This window comes from Bacillus cereus group sp. BfR-BA-01350, from assembly GCF_022663775.1.
Classification (GTDB): domain Bacteria; phylum Bacillota; class Bacilli; order Bacillales; family Bacillaceae_G; genus Bacillus_A; species Bacillus_A paranthracis.
Genome location: NZ_JAKUGD010000004.1, coordinates 90365 through 104212, shown reverse-complemented (window position 1 = coordinate 104212; position 13848 = coordinate 90365). Strand labels below are relative to the sequence as shown.

The following is a 13848-nucleotide window of genomic DNA, read 5'->3' as shown; positions in this document are numbered from 1 at the left end:
TATATGACGACTATAGAACAGTTAGAAAAACATTTTAAAATAAGAAGAAATGCTTCTTCTATCATGATAAAAGAAAATAATGCAGAGATTTTTACAGAAGAGCAATTAAAGGAAATGATGCAATATTGCGTTGCTGAGGCTGAAGAAGAGGGAATAGAAAACTTACATTTTGAGATTTCTTCGAAAAGCCCCAATTATAATATGTATAAAAAATGTTTTGAAACGTATTCGTTTGAATATGTTACTGAAAACATCATTGTGTTTAAGGACCTATATAAAGTAGAAGATGTAGAAAGTGAAATTGATTTTAAGTTGATTGAAGAAGTTGGTGAAGATGCTTTTTATTCACTTTGGAACGAGATGACAGAAGAACAAGTCACTTATGATCAATTTGTAAATATGATGCTACAAGAAATTGGAGAGCAATGGAAAGAACATTGTTTAACTGCGAGTATTAATGAAGAGCCGATCGGAATTGTAATCCCCCATATTGAAAAGGGGACGTTAGAAGAAGGAAAACTTATGTATTTCGCAGTCGCTCCAAATATGCGTAATAAAGGGTATGAAGCAGCATTCTTTACAGGGGCAATGTTTGTATTAAAAGAAATAGGAGCATCTTATTATATCGGTGAGACAAATGTGCAAAATGAGTGGATGAAGGATATTTTTGAAAAGAACGGATGTCAGCTGCTGAGTTCTACTGAGCGGTATGTGAGGAAGTTTTAGGAGGATGAATGATGTACTCTCTTGAACTCATTTCGAGGGAATCCATGTACAACTTATGAACAAGTAAAAGAACTTTTTGCCTGTTTGTAAGATAAAAAGAAAAATGAGAACGACAAAGTAGATATTCCTATAATAAAATAGAGTAAGATTTGATTATAAGAGAAAGCGTTGGTGAAAGAATGGAGCAGCAAAGACATTGGTTACAAGCAACTGTAGAAAGAAATGAAGATAATACGTTACAAATAAAGTGGGAAAATAATATAGAGGAAGTTCGCATTTACTGGAGTACTTCGCCAGATCATATTGAAGAAAATGGAGAATTACTTGCAACGGTAAATGGAGAATCATCATATACAATTGAAAACCCGAGCGAAAATGAGCGTCCATATTTTAGATTAGTAGGTAGTAATGGACAAGCAGTGACAGTAGCTGAGCGTAGACTGCCATTACAAGGCGCGTTTAACTTCCGTGATATGGGAGGATATGAAACGACAGAAGGCCGTAAAGTAAAATGGGGTAAATTATACCGTTCTGAAGAATTAGCAGGATTAACAGAGTGGGATATTGCGTATTTACAAAAGTCTGGCTTAAAGTTAATTTGCGATTACCGTACAGACTTTGAAGTGAAGCATAAGCCAAACCCTGAGATTACAGGAGCTCGTCAAGTGTGCTTACCAGTTATGCAAGACTTAGCAAAAGACTTGAACATAAATGAGTTTTTCCAAGTTGGTGACCTTTCTATGTTAGGCAAACCAGGCGAATACCTTGTGAAAATGAATCAAGATTTCGTAAGTGGTAACGAGGCGTTCGTAAGCTTCTTAAACTTAGCGCAAAACCCGGAAAACTTACCGTTAGTAAACCACTGTACAGCTGGAAAAGACCGTACTGGATTTGGATCAGCATTATTATTACTTTTACTAGGTGTACCAGAGAAAACAGTAATGGAAGATTATTTACTAAGTAACGGTTTCCGTGAAAAGTTAAACGAGAAAATGATGGCCTTTTTAGGTGCAAAACTACAAAACGATGAGAGTAGAGCGATATTAGGTGCGATGTTCGAAGCTCGTGCTGAGTATTTACAAGCTGCGATTGATGAAGTGAAAAAACAATATGGTTCAGTTGAAGCGTATGCTGAAAAAGCACTTGGCTTTACGAAAGAGTCGTTAGAAGAAATGAAAGTTTTATTGTTAGAAGATAAATAAAGAAGAGGGAGGCTGATTGGATTAGCCTCCTTTTCTTATTGTTGTTATAATTTTGCTAATGAGAATGTTGTGCAACGAAGAGAGAATGGATGAAAAGAACTTACGAATCGGGGGATAAAATGATTCATACACGTGGAAAAACAGAGGGGTTAAGAGAAAAGCTAGCAACAATACTAAGTCAAGATTATAAGGAATTAGCTGTTCAGGATTTAAAGGTGATTGGAACGGGAGTGCAAAATATTGTTTTTCGAGGAGATTCAGAAAAGGGGTCTTTGGCATTTCGAGTGCCGTGGGAAAGAGAAGTAGAAAATATAAATGAAGATTTATTTAATAGTCGAATTTCATTGAAAAAGGAAGCAGAGCTTTCTAAGTATTGTCATTCAAAAGGTATTTCGGTGCCAAAGATACACGGATTGCATCTTTCTGCCGAACTTGATTTTTTAATTTCGGATTGTGTGTATACGGATCATATGCCAATTTCTGCGCACAAAATAGGAGAGTTAGTGAGCAAGCTTCATAGCATGCCAATTGATGGTTTGCATTACGAGAAAAATATTAAAGAGCCGATTAGTAAGTATATAGCAGAAAGAATTGTGAAACGGATAGAAGGGTTTAATACAATTACGAATTGTGGAATTAAACTTCCAGATACAAAAATAATTGAACATATTCTTAGTACAGCAGATCATGTAAAATGCTTATTACATATGGACATTCGACCAGCCAATTTAATCGGGTATAATGGAGAAGTTAAAGCAATAGTTGATTGGGATAACGCTTTAATTGGTCATCCATTGCTGGAGTTAATGAGAATAGCTGAAACTAATGAAATTAGTTGGGATGAATTTAAAGATGGATATAAGAATGATAGTATCTTTAATGTTACCCCTCATATCGTTAGTTTATTTTATAGACTAGATACAGCTGTCATGCTAGCAAACTTATTTATAGCACATTTGAAAATAAAAGATAAAGGTGTATTCTATAAAGAGCGGGTTAAAGCGCTTCATCAAGAAATATATAAAAACTTATAAGCAATGAGAACGAAGCTTTTAAAATAGGAACTAAGGAGAACATCATGAAATACAAAGTTATATTATTCGACGTAGATGATACATTATTAGATTTCCCTGAAACGGAAAAACACGCACTGCATAATGCGTTTGTACAGTTTGGTATGCCTACAGGGTATACTGATTATCTTGCAAGTTATAAAGAGATTAGTAATGGGTTATGGAGAGATTTAGAAAATAAAATGATTACGTTAAGTGAATTAGCGGTAGATCGATTTAGACAATTATTTGCCCTTCATAATATAGAAGTAGATGCGCAGCAATTTAGCGATGTATACCTTGAAAACTTAGGTAAAGAAGTACATCTTATAGAAGGTGCAGTGCAATTATGTGAGAATCTACAAGATTGCAAGTTAGGTATTATTACGAATGGATATACGAGGGTACAACAATCTAGAATTGGAAATTCGCCTTTACGTAACTTCTTTGATCATATTATTATTTCTGAAGAGGTTGGCCATCAAAAACCAGCACGTGAGATTTTTGATTATGCGTTTGAAAAGTTTGGAATTACGGATAAATCAAGTGTACTAATGGTTGGAGATTCGCTCACTTCTGATATGAAAGGCGGAGAAGAGTACGGCATTGATACGTGTTGGTATAATCCGAGTTTGAAAGAGAATAAGGCAAGTGTTAATCCGACTTATGAAGTGAAGAGTCTGCTGCAAATTTTAGAACTTGTAGAAGTGGCGGAAGAAAAGGTAGTTTCATTTTAATCGTGTCGATATTTGTTGATAAGTCGATATTCTTTGTCGAATCGTCGATATATCGAAAAAATCGTTGATATATTTTAAGTTACGGTAGATATATTGGCAAAATCGTCGATATAATTTGAGTTGCGTTCATTTTATAGGTACGATCGGTGTAATAACTAGAGGTGAGTGAAAGATGTTAACATTTTTATTTGAGTTAGACAAGAATATCCCACAGAAAGATGAGCCGCGGTATGATGCTTATTCAAAGGGCTTTATCGAAGGGGATGTAACGATTCACGCGAGTAACAGCGTATTTTTTCAAAAGTCATGTATGAAGGTCGCAGAGCTCGGTATTTATTTAGGACAGTGGATGGAGCAAGTGCAACACGGGCAGAATGTACATATGAATTATGAAACGCCTGACCGTGAAGAAATCATTCTTAGTTTCTCCTATGAAGAGGACAATCAATGGAGAGTTTCTTCCAGTTGGCAACAATTTGAGGTTCAGGAATGTATTTCTACTACAGCATTAGTGGAGAGTGTTCAGCGTTATTTATATGAGTTAAATAAAGAACTGCGCGCGATAGAATATCCTGTGACGTTTGATCAGTACTTAAGAGGAGAGCGGGTGATGCAGCTTTCTTACAAAAGACTGTGTGATAGTAAAGCGGACACGGTTCCTATTGAGGTTTACATTGGAAGCGACAGAGTAGGCGCAGTACGGGGGTATTATAAAAATACGTTGATGAGAGTGCTAGATTTCATTCCGAAAGTCGGTAGTAATATTATTTATGAAATAAAGGATAGTAAGGACAATATTCGCGTCATTGCAAAGGATGTAAGTAGGCAGCGCCAAAGAAGGATTTTAGTAACATATAAAGATAATCATGATGCAGAGCATGAAATACTTGTATGTGACGGAAAGTTATTGGATGCAAATTTCTTATTTACTTTCACATATAAGAGAGAAGAATTTGTTGTTCATAAAACTACTTTTGGGATGGGAAAGTTATTACGAAAAGGCTATGTAATTGCAGATTGGAATATTCGTCTTGAGGAAGATATGTATTACATCGAGATGAATGTATATGATAAGGATTATATAGAGGATCAATATTTACTATTGAGCGTATTTCATGCGGTTTTGTATGGGTGATAAATGAAAAATACCGGTATTCTTTGTGAAAAGAATGCCGGTATTTTTTATTCATCCTCAAAAATAAAAACTTCATCAATCGTACTATGAAGTGCCCTCGCAATATCGTGAGCAAGCTGCAAGGAAGGGTTGTATTTTCCTTTTTCAAGGTGGCTAATTGTTTCACGACGTACACCAACGCTCTTTGCTAAATCTTCTTGTGTCATATTCAATTTGGCGCGGTATTCTTTTATTTTCGTTACGAACGCCATGGTGCATCTTCCATTTCGTCAACAGGTTTATCGTAAAAGAACATAGAGAATCCGAACGTAAGAATGAGTGTGCTGAAAATAAGAGCGATATCAATCTCTTGTAGTGCCGGGTTTGGAAATAACATTTCAATAAACAGAATGATAGCGGTAGTTAGTAATGTAACGATAAAAGCATTATGGCACGATTTATTGACGATTTGTTCAAATAGTTCATCGTGTTGAACTGTTCTATACGATGTGAAAAAGGAGAAGAAACAAAACATAGTGAACAATACTTTTTCATAAAAAAAGCCAAGAAAACCGAAGAAACCAAGAAATCCTAAATATTTTATCCAAGTTGTTTTCATGATAGTTCCTCCTTATCATGTTAGAAATAAATCACGTTATGTTATAAATATATCACATATAGATGGGAATGGTAATAATAGTTTTCCAGTTTGCTTCATAATAATAGTAAAAAGAGGAAATATACTGCGAAACAAAGAGGATAATATTGTAAAATGGTTGTAAGGAGGGGGAGGAAGGTATGCTAAATTGGATCATGATCGTTGTATTACTTGTAGTGATTACTGTAGTCGCGACGGTGTTAATTGGGCGAAAGGGTGATGCAAATTATAGTAAAGCGACAAAGGGGAATATTAGAAGACTTACGATGATTTATATTATACTAGCTGTCGTTTTAATCGTTGGGTTAGGTTTGTATATTTATTTTAAAGGTTAAAAAACTGAAAAATACAAAAATCTAAAAATAGAAGTATGCTATAATGTTAATATAGTTATTTGGTAATTAAGGAAAGGATTGGATGGAATGATTGAAATTACGAATGTGTCAAAAAGTTATAATGGTTCTACCTATGCAGTAAAAGATTTAAGTTTATCTGTGCCTAGCGGAGAAATCTTTGGATTTTTAGGGCCAAATGGTGCGGGTAAATCAACGACAATTAAGATGATTACTGGTATCCATGGGGTGGACAAAGGGACGATTACGATTAACGGTATAGATATTATGAAAAATCCGATGGAAGCGAAAAGGACGTTTGGTTATGTCCCAGATAGTCCAGATATGTTTTTACGATTAAAGGGAATTGAATATTTAAACTTTATGGCAGATATGTATGAAGTGCCGAAAGAAGTACGCCAAGAACGAATTGAGTCCTTAGCGAAGAAATTTGATCTTTATAATGCTTTATCAGATCAAATTCAAAGTTACTCGCACGGTATGAGACAAAAGATTGTTATTATTGGTGTGCTCGTGCATGAGCCAGATGTATGGATTTTAGATGAACCGTTAACGGGGCTTGATCCGAAATCTGCATATATTTTAAAAGAAATGATGAGAGAACATGCGGATAAAGGAAAGATTGTATTCTTCTCTACACACGTATTAGAAGTGGCAGAAAAATTATGTGACCGCGTCGCGATTATTAATAAGGGAAATCTGCAGTTTAAAGGGAATTTAGATGAAATGAGAGATCATTTTAAATCCAATGAATCACTTGAAAAAATGTTCTTGGAGATGACAGGCAATGAGTAAAATTTGGACGTTAACGAAAGTATTATTGAAATTAAATTATGCAGATTTTATAACAGATAAGAAGAAGCGATGGGCGTATGTATTTTCATTTGCAGCTATTTTATTTGTCGGCTTTTTACTGTTTGGTTCTATCACGCATGCAATGTATGAGGGAATGATACATTTAGGGCAAGATCCAGGAATGATTATCGCAATGGGACTTGCGATTGCGAGTATATGGGTATTTTTAATGAGTATTACGAACATTTTAACTGTATTTTACTACAGCAATGACATTGAAATGTTATTACCATTACCATTAAAACCAGCGCAAATTATTTCAGCCAAATTCTTAACGGTATTAATTACACAATACGTAATGAGTTCATTTATTTTATTACCAATCTTTATTACGTACGGTTTAAAAAGTGGCGCATTTATTACATATTACATATATATGATTTTCATTTACTTACTCTTCCCAATTGTGCCGTTAGTACTAGCTTCGTTACTCATGACAGTTATTATGAGGTATACAAATATAGCGAAAAATAAAGACCGAGGAAATATATTTATTGGAATCGTAAGTATACTATTTATTGTAGGAATTAACGTATTTTTGCAGTGGAAAAATAAAAGTTCGTTTTCTGAAGATGCAATTGCGGATTATCTTGCAAACAACCAGTCTTCTCTTTTAGTACAAATGACAAACTATTTTCCAACTACATATTTTGGAGCAGTAGCATTAGTAGAAAATGCAAATTGGAAGGGTCCTTTATACGTAATAATCTTTGCAGTTATTTCATTTGTATTTTTTGTGTTGTTTTATTACATTGCAGAGCGTACATATTTAAAAGGGGTTATTGGACTTTCAACGAGTACAGCAAAAAAAGAAGTCATTTCAGCAGAAGGCTTACAGAAATCTACGGTACAAAGTTCACATTTGAAAGCATATGTGAAAAAAGAATTTAAAACGTTATTCCGTACACCACAATTTTTCTTAAATTGTATCGTACAAACTTTCGTTATGCCGATTATGTTGTTCTTCATTTTATTCGTGCAAGATGGGAATTTAAAATGGGTCACGGGATATATTGATAATCCAAAATCAGCAGGACTTGCAATTGGTGTTGGCCTTTGTGCCTCTCTATTTTTAATGGGAAGTAACGTCATCGCAACAACTTCATTCTCACGTGATGGAAGCTCTTGGTTTGTGAATCGATATTTACCTGTAAAAGCTTCGGATATCTTTTTTGCGAAAGCGATCACTGCTTGGCTAATTAATGTAATTATTTTAGCAGTGTTCGGTATTACGATGGCAGTTGTAGCGGGAATTTCTCCAGTATTTATGGTTCTTTGGTTCTTATTAAGTGCGAACGGTTTATTGTTAATTAATTTAATCGGCACACGCTGGGATGCACAAACTGCAGATATACATTGGGATACAGAGCAGAAATTATTTAAGAGCCGCTATACAACTTTGTGGAATTTTTTAGCTAATATTTTAATAGCTTTAGTTATTGTAGCGGGAGTAAGTCTATTATACTTCTTCCTTCATGTCGGACTGTGGGTTATGTTTATCGTTTTATTTGTAATGTTTACGATTGTAAATTATATCTTTATTAAAATTTTAAAATTAGGTGCAGAACGTATATTGTCAAATATTGAATAAAAAGATAGATCCTCTGTATTCGTGCAGAGGATTTATCCATAGGTGGAGGAGAAAAGGTGAAGAAAATAGCAATTGTAACAGGGGCCACTCGTCTGAATGGAATTGGTGCAGTTGTATGCAAGGTGCTTGCTCAAAAAGGAATAGAAATTTTTTTCACGTATTGGTCTCAGTATGATAAAGCGATGCCGTGGGGAATGCATGACAAAGAGCCCTTTTTGTTGAAAGAGGAGATTGAAAGTTACGGTGTTCGATGTGAAATGGCAGAAATCAACTTATCGCAGTCGTATTCGCCCAATCGTTTGTTTTATATGGTATCAGAACGGTTAGGTGATCCATCTATTTTAATTAATAATGCAGCGTATGCTACTCATACGAGAATTGAGGAATTAAATGTAGAACAGTTAGATAAACATTATACGGTTAATGTTCGGGCTACTATGTTATTAAGTTCATTATTTATAAAACAGTATGCAAGCAAGACGAGTGGGAGTATTATTAATCTTACTTCAGGACAGTCACTAGGGCCAATGCCTGATGAACTAGCATACGCAGCAACGAAAGGAGCAATTGAAGCATTTACAAAATCAGTAGCACCAGTTGCGATGGAGAAGGGGATTACAGTAAATGCTGTTGATCCAGGACCGACGAATACAGGATGGATTACAGAGGAGCTGAAGCATCATTTAGTATGGAAGTTCCCGCAAGGTAAAGTAGGAGAGCCGGTGGATGCTGCGCGCTTAATATCTTTTTTAGTAAGTGAAGAAGCAAAATGGATTACTGGGCAAGTTATTCATTCGAATGGTGGTTATTCATAAATATATTATGTTAACAATCATTGAGAAAACAAAAAAATGAAAGAAAATTTTATTTTTTTGTATAAATAAAATGTCAAGAAAGATAAAAATTTGATAGAAGAGTATATCGTCATATGAAGATCGTAATTCTTCATGTGACAATATACTCTTTTTCTTTTCCTACAGAGAAGAAAAATGAAGTAGAAGAAACTCGAATATTCAAATTGATTTATCAGTTTTTGTACGTATTATTATGAAGATTACTGTCGGAAAGATGGTAATTCGTATGAAAAGGATTTTTTAAAGGGAAATCGAATCGTAAAGGGGAGGATAAATAAAGTAAACATAGGGGGATTTATATGAAAATGAAAAAGGTCGCTATCGCATCGATAACAATTGGTACAATGCTTACTATGGCAGCTTGTAGTCCGTCAGCAGATAAAGAGACAGAAAAGAAGGAACAAGTAACTGCACAAAATGAAGGGGAAGTAAAAACGACAAGTACAGATGAAACGTCAAAAACAACGAAAGATACTGACAAAGAAACAAATACTTCTTCCAACGAAAAAACAGATAAAGATGCTAAAAACACGAAAGAATCATCAGGAACAGAAAGTAACGGTAAAACGTCAACTCAAAACGAGAATGTAAAAACAAAAGAAAAAGAGACGACAGGAAAAACAAATGATCAAACGACTAGCGGAAAAACAACAGATCAAAGTACAAGTACAAACTCAGACGGAAAAACAACGAAAGATCCGAAGAAAAGTGTAGCTGTGAAAACGAGTGTGAAAGAAGTTGTTGCATTAGTTGATAGCTTAGATAAGCAATTAGCTGCTAATCCGAAATTAGAAACAGTAAATAAACTTGGAAAACAAATTAATGCAAAGTGGGATGTAATCGAGAAAGAGTTAGAAACATCACACCCAGCTGAATATAAAACAATTGGACAAAGTATGTATCCATTAATTGTAGGAGCGGAGAAAGAAAAGATAGATATTACTAAAATGAAGTCATTAACGACGAAAACGAAAAAAGATTTAAATCAATTATTAACAAAACTTTCGTAGTTTCAAAAGCCTACTTGTGTGAGTAGGCTTTTTTTATGTTGAGAGTGTAATTAAAGCTTATGGGAATCCTAATGAAAAAGGATGGTGGAAATATGACAATCGATCGAGTTTGTACAATTGGGCCAGCAAGTAATAATAAAGAAACGTTAGCGAAGTTGATAAGCAATGGTATGAAAATTGTTCGGCTAAATTTATCACATGGCACGCATGAAAGTCATAAAGATATTATTCGTTTAGTGAAATCGTTAGATGATTCTATTAAAATTTTAGGCGATGTACAAGGTCCTAAAATAAGGTTAGGTGAAATAAAAGGAGAACAAATTACACTTCAGGCGGGAGATTCTTTTATGTTACGTACGCAACCAGTTACAGGGAGTAGTACTGAAGCAAGTGTTGATTATGAAGGAATCGCGAATGATGTGAAAGTCGGAAGTAGAATTTTAATGAATGATGGTGAAGTTGAGTTAATCGTTGAGAAGGTAAGTACGGATAAAATAGAAACAAAGGTCAAAACAGGTGGTAATATCTCATCACATAAAGGAGTGAACTTACCAGGAGCAATCGTTAGTTTACCAGCTATTACAGAGAAAGATAAAAAAGATATTCAGTTTCTTTTAGAAGAGGATGTTGATTTTATCGCGTGTTCTTTCGTAAGAAAACCTAGTCATATAAAAGAAATACGAGATTTTATACAACAGTATAAAGAAACATCACCTAATTTAATTGCAAAAATAGAAACGATGGAAGCAATCGAGAATTTTCAAGATATATGTAAAGAAGCAGACGGAATTATGATTGCAAGGGGCGATTTAGGAGTAGAGTTGCCGTATCAATTTATTCCGCTCTTGCAGAAAATGATGATTCAGGAATGTAATCGAACGAATACATATGTTATTACAGCGACACAAATGCTTCAATCTATGGTAGATCATTCGATTCCAACAAGGGCTGAGGTAACTGATGTGTTTCAAGCTGTACTGGATGGAACGAATGCTGTTATGCTTTCTGCTGAAAGTGCTTCAGGAGAGCATCCGGTTGAAAGTGTGAGTACACTACGTCTCGTTTCTGAATTTGCTGAGCATGTGAAGAAAGATGGTCCGTTTGTGATGAAAGATGTACTGGAATTGTTGCATAAATCTTTGGGTGAGTGAAAAATAAAAAGAGGGCGGATATGTATCCGTCCTCGTGTGTTTCATTCTATTCTTGCTCTTGCTCATCCAAAATCTTTTCAAACGCAGCAGATACTTTTTCAAATTCCTCGTCATTCTCAATATATGAGAATTCACTATCTTCTTCTACTTTTAAAAAGAAAATATCAATGTCTTCCTCGGTTTCTGTTTGAATGTCTTCAACAAAGGCAACTGCAATATATTCTGCACCTTCGACATCCATCGCTCCGAGCACTTCTACTTCTTGCTCTTCGTTATTCTCATCACTAAGAGTAAACACTTCGCCAACTTCAATATCAGACATATTCATTCTCCTCCTGTCCAACTCTAATAAATAGAGTATTTAAACTGCATACATACTAATATATCTTTCCATGAAAAACTAATTTCATACATAAGAGAAATGAAATTCTACTTTTTTCGTATGAGTATACAGCTATAAGGAGCGCATGTTATCTTATTCAATCCATTCAACAATTGCATCCATAGTCTGTCTTGTTTTATCACGTTTTGGCTCTTCTTTACGGTAACCAAAGGCAACCATAACAGATACTTCAAAGTTATCTCCATTGATAATGCCTTCTTGACGAAGTAAAGAATCTACTTTCTCTTTATCAAATCCTTCTATTGGACAAGAATCAATGCCAATTTGAGCTGCACTCGTCATCATATTCCCTAAAGCAATATAAGTTTGCTTAGATGCCCAATCGAATACAGCACGGTCGGATTGTAATAAGTTAAAATCTGACTCCTGGAACTTTTTGAAGAATTCATATCTAATTTTTTGCGCGTCTTCAGGTAATTCAATAATATCATTCATCATATGTTTAATATAATCTGCATCATAATGCATATCTTTAATATTTCTTGAAAGAACAATGACAAAGTGGCTAGCTGTTGCAAGTTGCCCACCAGCGCCCCATGAATATGGTCGTAGTTTTTCTCTTAATTCTTTATTTTGTACGACAACAAATTTCCAAGGTTCATATCCGAAAGAAGAAGGAGATAATCTTCCTGTTTCTAAAATAAATTTAAAATCCTCTTCTGAAATTTTTTGCATAGAATCGAACTCTTTACATGCATGTCTGAAATGATAAGCCTCCATAATTTTTTCTTTTGTAATTTGATTTGTATTTGTCATAAAAATTCCTCTTTTCATTTATTTATTTTGTAAGTAAATTATATTTTTAAAGCAACATAGAAACAAGTACGCACATTTATGTGGTATAGTATCAAAAAAGATACTAATGTTAAGGGAAGGGATTTATTATGGATTGTTCAAACGAAAATAATATAAATTACCCATTTTTAAATAAATATTCTTGTCCAGTGGAAGCGATGGTCGAGGTCATTGGAGGGAAATGGAAAGGGGTAATTTTGTATCATCTATTAGATGGTACAAAGAGGTTTAATGAGTTAAAAAGGTTAAAGCCAAATATCACACAAAGAATGTTAACATTACAGCTGAGGGAACTCGAAGCAGATGGCATTATACATCGTGAAGTGTACCGTGAAGTACCCCCGAAAGTAGAATATTCGTTAACGGAGCTTGGTGAATCACTGCGTCCAATGATTCTATTAATGATGGAGTGGGCGACTCATAATATGGAGAAAGTTTTGGAGAGTAGGAATATGAAAAATAATAGTTAAGAGTTGTAGAAATAAAAGGTGTCTTCCATACGTGAAGACACCTTTTATTTCTGTATTTTTACTTTTTAACTTCAACTGCTGAAGTTAAAAAGTCATTCAAGTTTACAGTTTTGCCATACCAATCAGCGTGTTTAAAAACAACACCTTTTCCATATCCTTCAGTTGAAGTATGTTCCCATAGCGTTGTTGAATAGCTAGCAGTAGGGGACGCTGTACTTACAGAAGAAATTCTATTTTGCCAACTAGGAGACAAGTTTTTATAACCGCTACTTAGAGAAAAATACTCGCTAACTTGATTTGTACGTTTATAGAAGTCTGTACTACCAGGGCCGCTTCCTTCAACCCCAAGGGGAGTGATTGTATGATTCAATCTTTGTTTATCTTTTTTAATAAAAGACTCTAAACTTTCTTTGCTCGAAAATCCATAAGATAACCATTCTCCATTTTGATTTTGTTTCGGTAGAACTAAAGTTATTTTTATGTCTTCCTTTGATGGAGCATCCAATTTGTTAAACGAATCTACAGTCTTTTCATCTACACTTACATATTCAAAAGAGGTAATCGAATAATTCTTTTCGGTACTAGCTGATACTGATCCCAATCCTACAGTTAATGATGAAATGGCTACCACTGCACCTACTATCAATTTTTTAAGCATAAATTCCTCTCCTTTAAACTTAGTTTTTTACATAACTAAAATGTATGTTAATTTGAATATTTTATAAATATTTAGAAATGTATAAAAATTAAACAGAATATTCTTTTATTAGTCTGGGGTAAGGAGAGTAATTTGAAAAAGGATTTACTTAAAAAGTAAATCCTTTTTGGGTGTTAACAATAACGTTATTATGTAAGTATTGCAATTTGCTAACCGACT

The 13848-nt window shown here is 34.4% G+C and carries 17 protein-coding genes; 12 read left to right on the top strand and 5 right to left on the bottom strand.

Annotation, left to right across the window (positions count from 1 at the left end; translation table 11 throughout):
- Positions 1-3 precede the first annotated feature (3 nt).
- The 5 genes from MR147_RS11120 (at position 4) to MR147_RS11100 (ending at position 4852) form a co-directional block, all read left to right on the top strand.
- Positions 4-726 (top strand): GNAT family N-acetyltransferase, encoded by a 723-nt coding sequence (locus MR147_RS11120; protein ID WP_144532856.1) that lies wholly within the window; start codon positions 4-6, stop codon positions 724-726.
- 179 nt (positions 727-905) lie between these two features.
- On the top strand, positions 906-1928 hold the full coding sequence (locus tag MR147_RS11115; RefSeq protein WP_242304184.1) for a tyrosine-protein phosphatase: 1023 nt from the start codon (positions 906-908) through the stop codon (positions 1926-1928).
- An 89-nt stretch (positions 1929-2017) separates the two neighbouring features.
- The gene (locus tag MR147_RS11110; RefSeq protein WP_074609203.1) at positions 2018-2962 is read left to right on the top strand and encodes a phosphotransferase family protein; all 945 of its coding nucleotides are present in this window, start codon (positions 2018-2020) and stop codon (positions 2960-2962) included.
- 44 nt (positions 2963-3006) lie between these two features.
- Complete coding sequence (locus MR147_RS11105; protein ID WP_242304182.1) at positions 3007-3717, top strand: YjjG family noncanonical pyrimidine nucleotidase; 711 nt, start codon at positions 3007-3009, stop codon at positions 3715-3717.
- A gap of 172 nt (positions 3718-3889) precedes the next feature.
- A complete protein-coding gene (locus MR147_RS11100) occupies positions 3890-4852 on the top strand; it encodes a tubby C-terminal domain-like protein (protein WP_242304180.1) in 963 nt (320 codons plus the stop codon).
- Positions 4853-4899: 47 nt separating this feature from the next.
- On the opposite strand, the gene MR147_RS11095 is transcribed toward MR147_RS11100, so the two are convergent.
- On the bottom strand, positions 4900-5103 hold the full coding sequence (locus MR147_RS11095; RefSeq protein WP_074609209.1) for a helix-turn-helix transcriptional regulator: 204 nt from the start codon (positions 5101-5103) through the stop codon (positions 4900-4902).
- Positions 5091-5450, bottom strand: a complete 360-nt coding sequence (locus MR147_RS11090; protein WP_242304179.1) for a DUF3796 domain-containing protein — start codon at positions 5448-5450, stop codon at positions 5091-5093. The genes MR147_RS11095 and MR147_RS11090 overlap by 13 nt, the downstream gene beginning before the upstream one ends.
- A gap of 179 nt (positions 5451-5629) precedes the next feature.
- Here MR147_RS11090 and MR147_RS11085 point away from each other — a divergent pair, with 179 nt between their 5' ends.
- From MR147_RS11085 to MR147_RS11060, 6 genes are all read left to right on the top strand, one after another.
- Positions 5630-5824, top strand: a complete 195-nt coding sequence (locus tag MR147_RS11085; RefSeq protein WP_000935861.1) for a hypothetical protein — start codon at positions 5630-5632, stop codon at positions 5822-5824.
- 87 nt (positions 5825-5911) lie between these two features.
- Complete coding sequence (locus tag MR147_RS11080; RefSeq protein ID WP_000570195.1) at positions 5912-6637, top strand: ABC transporter ATP-binding protein; 726 nt, start codon at positions 5912-5914, stop codon at positions 6635-6637.
- Positions 6630-8288, top strand: a complete 1659-nt coding sequence (locus tag MR147_RS11075) for a putative ABC transporter permease subunit (protein WP_242304178.1) — start codon at positions 6630-6632, stop codon at positions 8286-8288. The genes MR147_RS11080 and MR147_RS11075 overlap by 8 nt, the downstream gene beginning before the upstream one ends.
- Before the next feature lie 56 nt (positions 8289-8344).
- On the top strand, positions 8345-9103 hold the full coding sequence (locus tag MR147_RS11070; RefSeq protein ID WP_242304177.1) for an SDR family oxidoreductase: 759 nt from the start codon (positions 8345-8347) through the stop codon (positions 9101-9103).
- A gap of 338 nt (positions 9104-9441) precedes the next feature.
- Positions 9442-10152: a hypothetical protein gene (locus MR147_RS11065; protein ID WP_098270077.1), complete on the top strand. Its 711-nt coding sequence runs from the start codon at positions 9442-9444 to the stop codon at positions 10150-10152.
- A gap of 92 nt (positions 10153-10244) precedes the next feature.
- On the top strand, positions 10245-11303 hold the full coding sequence (locus MR147_RS11060; RefSeq protein WP_242304176.1) for a pyruvate kinase: 1059 nt from the start codon (positions 10245-10247) through the stop codon (positions 11301-11303).
- Positions 11304-11349: 46 nt separating this feature from the next.
- Here the strand turns inward: MR147_RS11060 and MR147_RS11055 are convergent, their stop codons facing one another.
- Positions 11350-11631 carry a DUF1292 domain-containing protein gene (locus MR147_RS11055; RefSeq protein WP_001997837.1) on the bottom strand — a complete coding sequence of 94 codons (282 nt, stop codon included), beginning with the start codon at positions 11629-11631 and terminating at the stop codon, positions 11350-11352.
- A 147-nt stretch (positions 11632-11778) separates the two neighbouring features.
- Positions 11779-12462, bottom strand: coding sequence for an NAD(P)H-dependent oxidoreductase (locus tag MR147_RS11050; RefSeq protein ID WP_074609220.1), 684 nt, complete (start codon positions 12460-12462; stop codon positions 11779-11781).
- 128 nt (positions 12463-12590) lie between these two features.
- Here MR147_RS11050 and MR147_RS11045 point away from each other — a divergent pair, with 128 nt between their 5' ends.
- Entirely contained in the window at positions 12591-12971 is a 381-nt protein-coding gene (locus MR147_RS11045; protein WP_000340653.1) for a winged helix-turn-helix transcriptional regulator, read from the top strand.
- A gap of 58 nt (positions 12972-13029) precedes the next feature.
- On the opposite strand, the gene MR147_RS11040 is transcribed toward MR147_RS11045, so the two are convergent.
- Entirely contained in the window at positions 13030-13629 is a 600-nt protein-coding gene (locus MR147_RS11040) for a hypothetical protein (RefSeq protein WP_242304175.1), read from the bottom strand.
- Positions 13630-13848 lie beyond the last annotated feature (219 nt).

Excerpts from the sequence above, each read along its gene's own strand:
- MR147_RS11120 (WP_144532856.1), top strand. The coding sequence starts at position 4 with ATGACGACTATAGAACAGTTAGAAAAACATTTTAAAATAAGAAGAAAT.
- MR147_RS11115 (WP_242304184.1), top strand. The coding sequence starts at position 906 with ATGGAGCAGCAAAGACATTGGTTACAAGCAACTGTAGAAAGAAATGAA.
- MR147_RS11110 (WP_074609203.1), top strand. The coding sequence starts at position 2,018 with ATGAAAAGAACTTACGAATCGGGGGATAAAATGATTCATACACGTGGA.
- MR147_RS11105 (WP_242304182.1), top strand. The coding sequence starts at position 3,007 with ATGAAATACAAAGTTATATTATTCGACGTAGATGATACATTATTAGAT.
- MR147_RS11100 (WP_242304180.1), top strand. The coding sequence starts at position 3,890 with ATGTTAACATTTTTATTTGAGTTAGACAAGAATATCCCACAGAAAGAT.
- MR147_RS11095 (WP_074609209.1), bottom strand. The coding sequence starts at position 5,103 with ATGGCGTTCGTAACGAAAATAAAAGAATACCGCGCCAAATTGAATATG.
- MR147_RS11090 (WP_242304179.1), bottom strand. The coding sequence starts at position 5,450 with ATGAAAACAACTTGGATAAAATATTTAGGATTTCTTGGTTTCTTCGGT.
- MR147_RS11085 (WP_000935861.1), top strand. The coding sequence starts at position 5,630 with ATGCTAAATTGGATCATGATCGTTGTATTACTTGTAGTGATTACTGTA.
- MR147_RS11080 (WP_000570195.1), top strand. The coding sequence starts at position 5,912 with ATGATTGAAATTACGAATGTGTCAAAAAGTTATAATGGTTCTACCTAT.
- MR147_RS11075 (WP_242304178.1), top strand. The coding sequence starts at position 6,630 with ATGAGTAAAATTTGGACGTTAACGAAAGTATTATTGAAATTAAATTAT.
- MR147_RS11065 (WP_098270077.1), top strand. The coding sequence starts at position 9,442 with ATGAAAATGAAAAAGGTCGCTATCGCATCGATAACAATTGGTACAATG.
- MR147_RS11060 (WP_242304176.1), top strand. The coding sequence starts at position 10,245 with ATGACAATCGATCGAGTTTGTACAATTGGGCCAGCAAGTAATAATAAA.
- MR147_RS11055 (WP_001997837.1), bottom strand. The coding sequence starts at position 11,631 with ATGAATATGTCTGATATTGAAGTTGGCGAAGTGTTTACTCTTAGTGAT.
- MR147_RS11050 (WP_074609220.1), bottom strand. The coding sequence starts at position 12,462 with ATGACAAATACAAATCAAATTACAAAAGAAAAAATTATGGAGGCTTAT.
- MR147_RS11045 (WP_000340653.1), top strand. The coding sequence starts at position 12,591 with ATGGATTGTTCAAACGAAAATAATATAAATTACCCATTTTTAAATAAA.
- MR147_RS11040 (WP_242304175.1), bottom strand. The coding sequence starts at position 13,629 with ATGCTTAAAAAATTGATAGTAGGTGCAGTGGTAGCCATTTCATCATTA.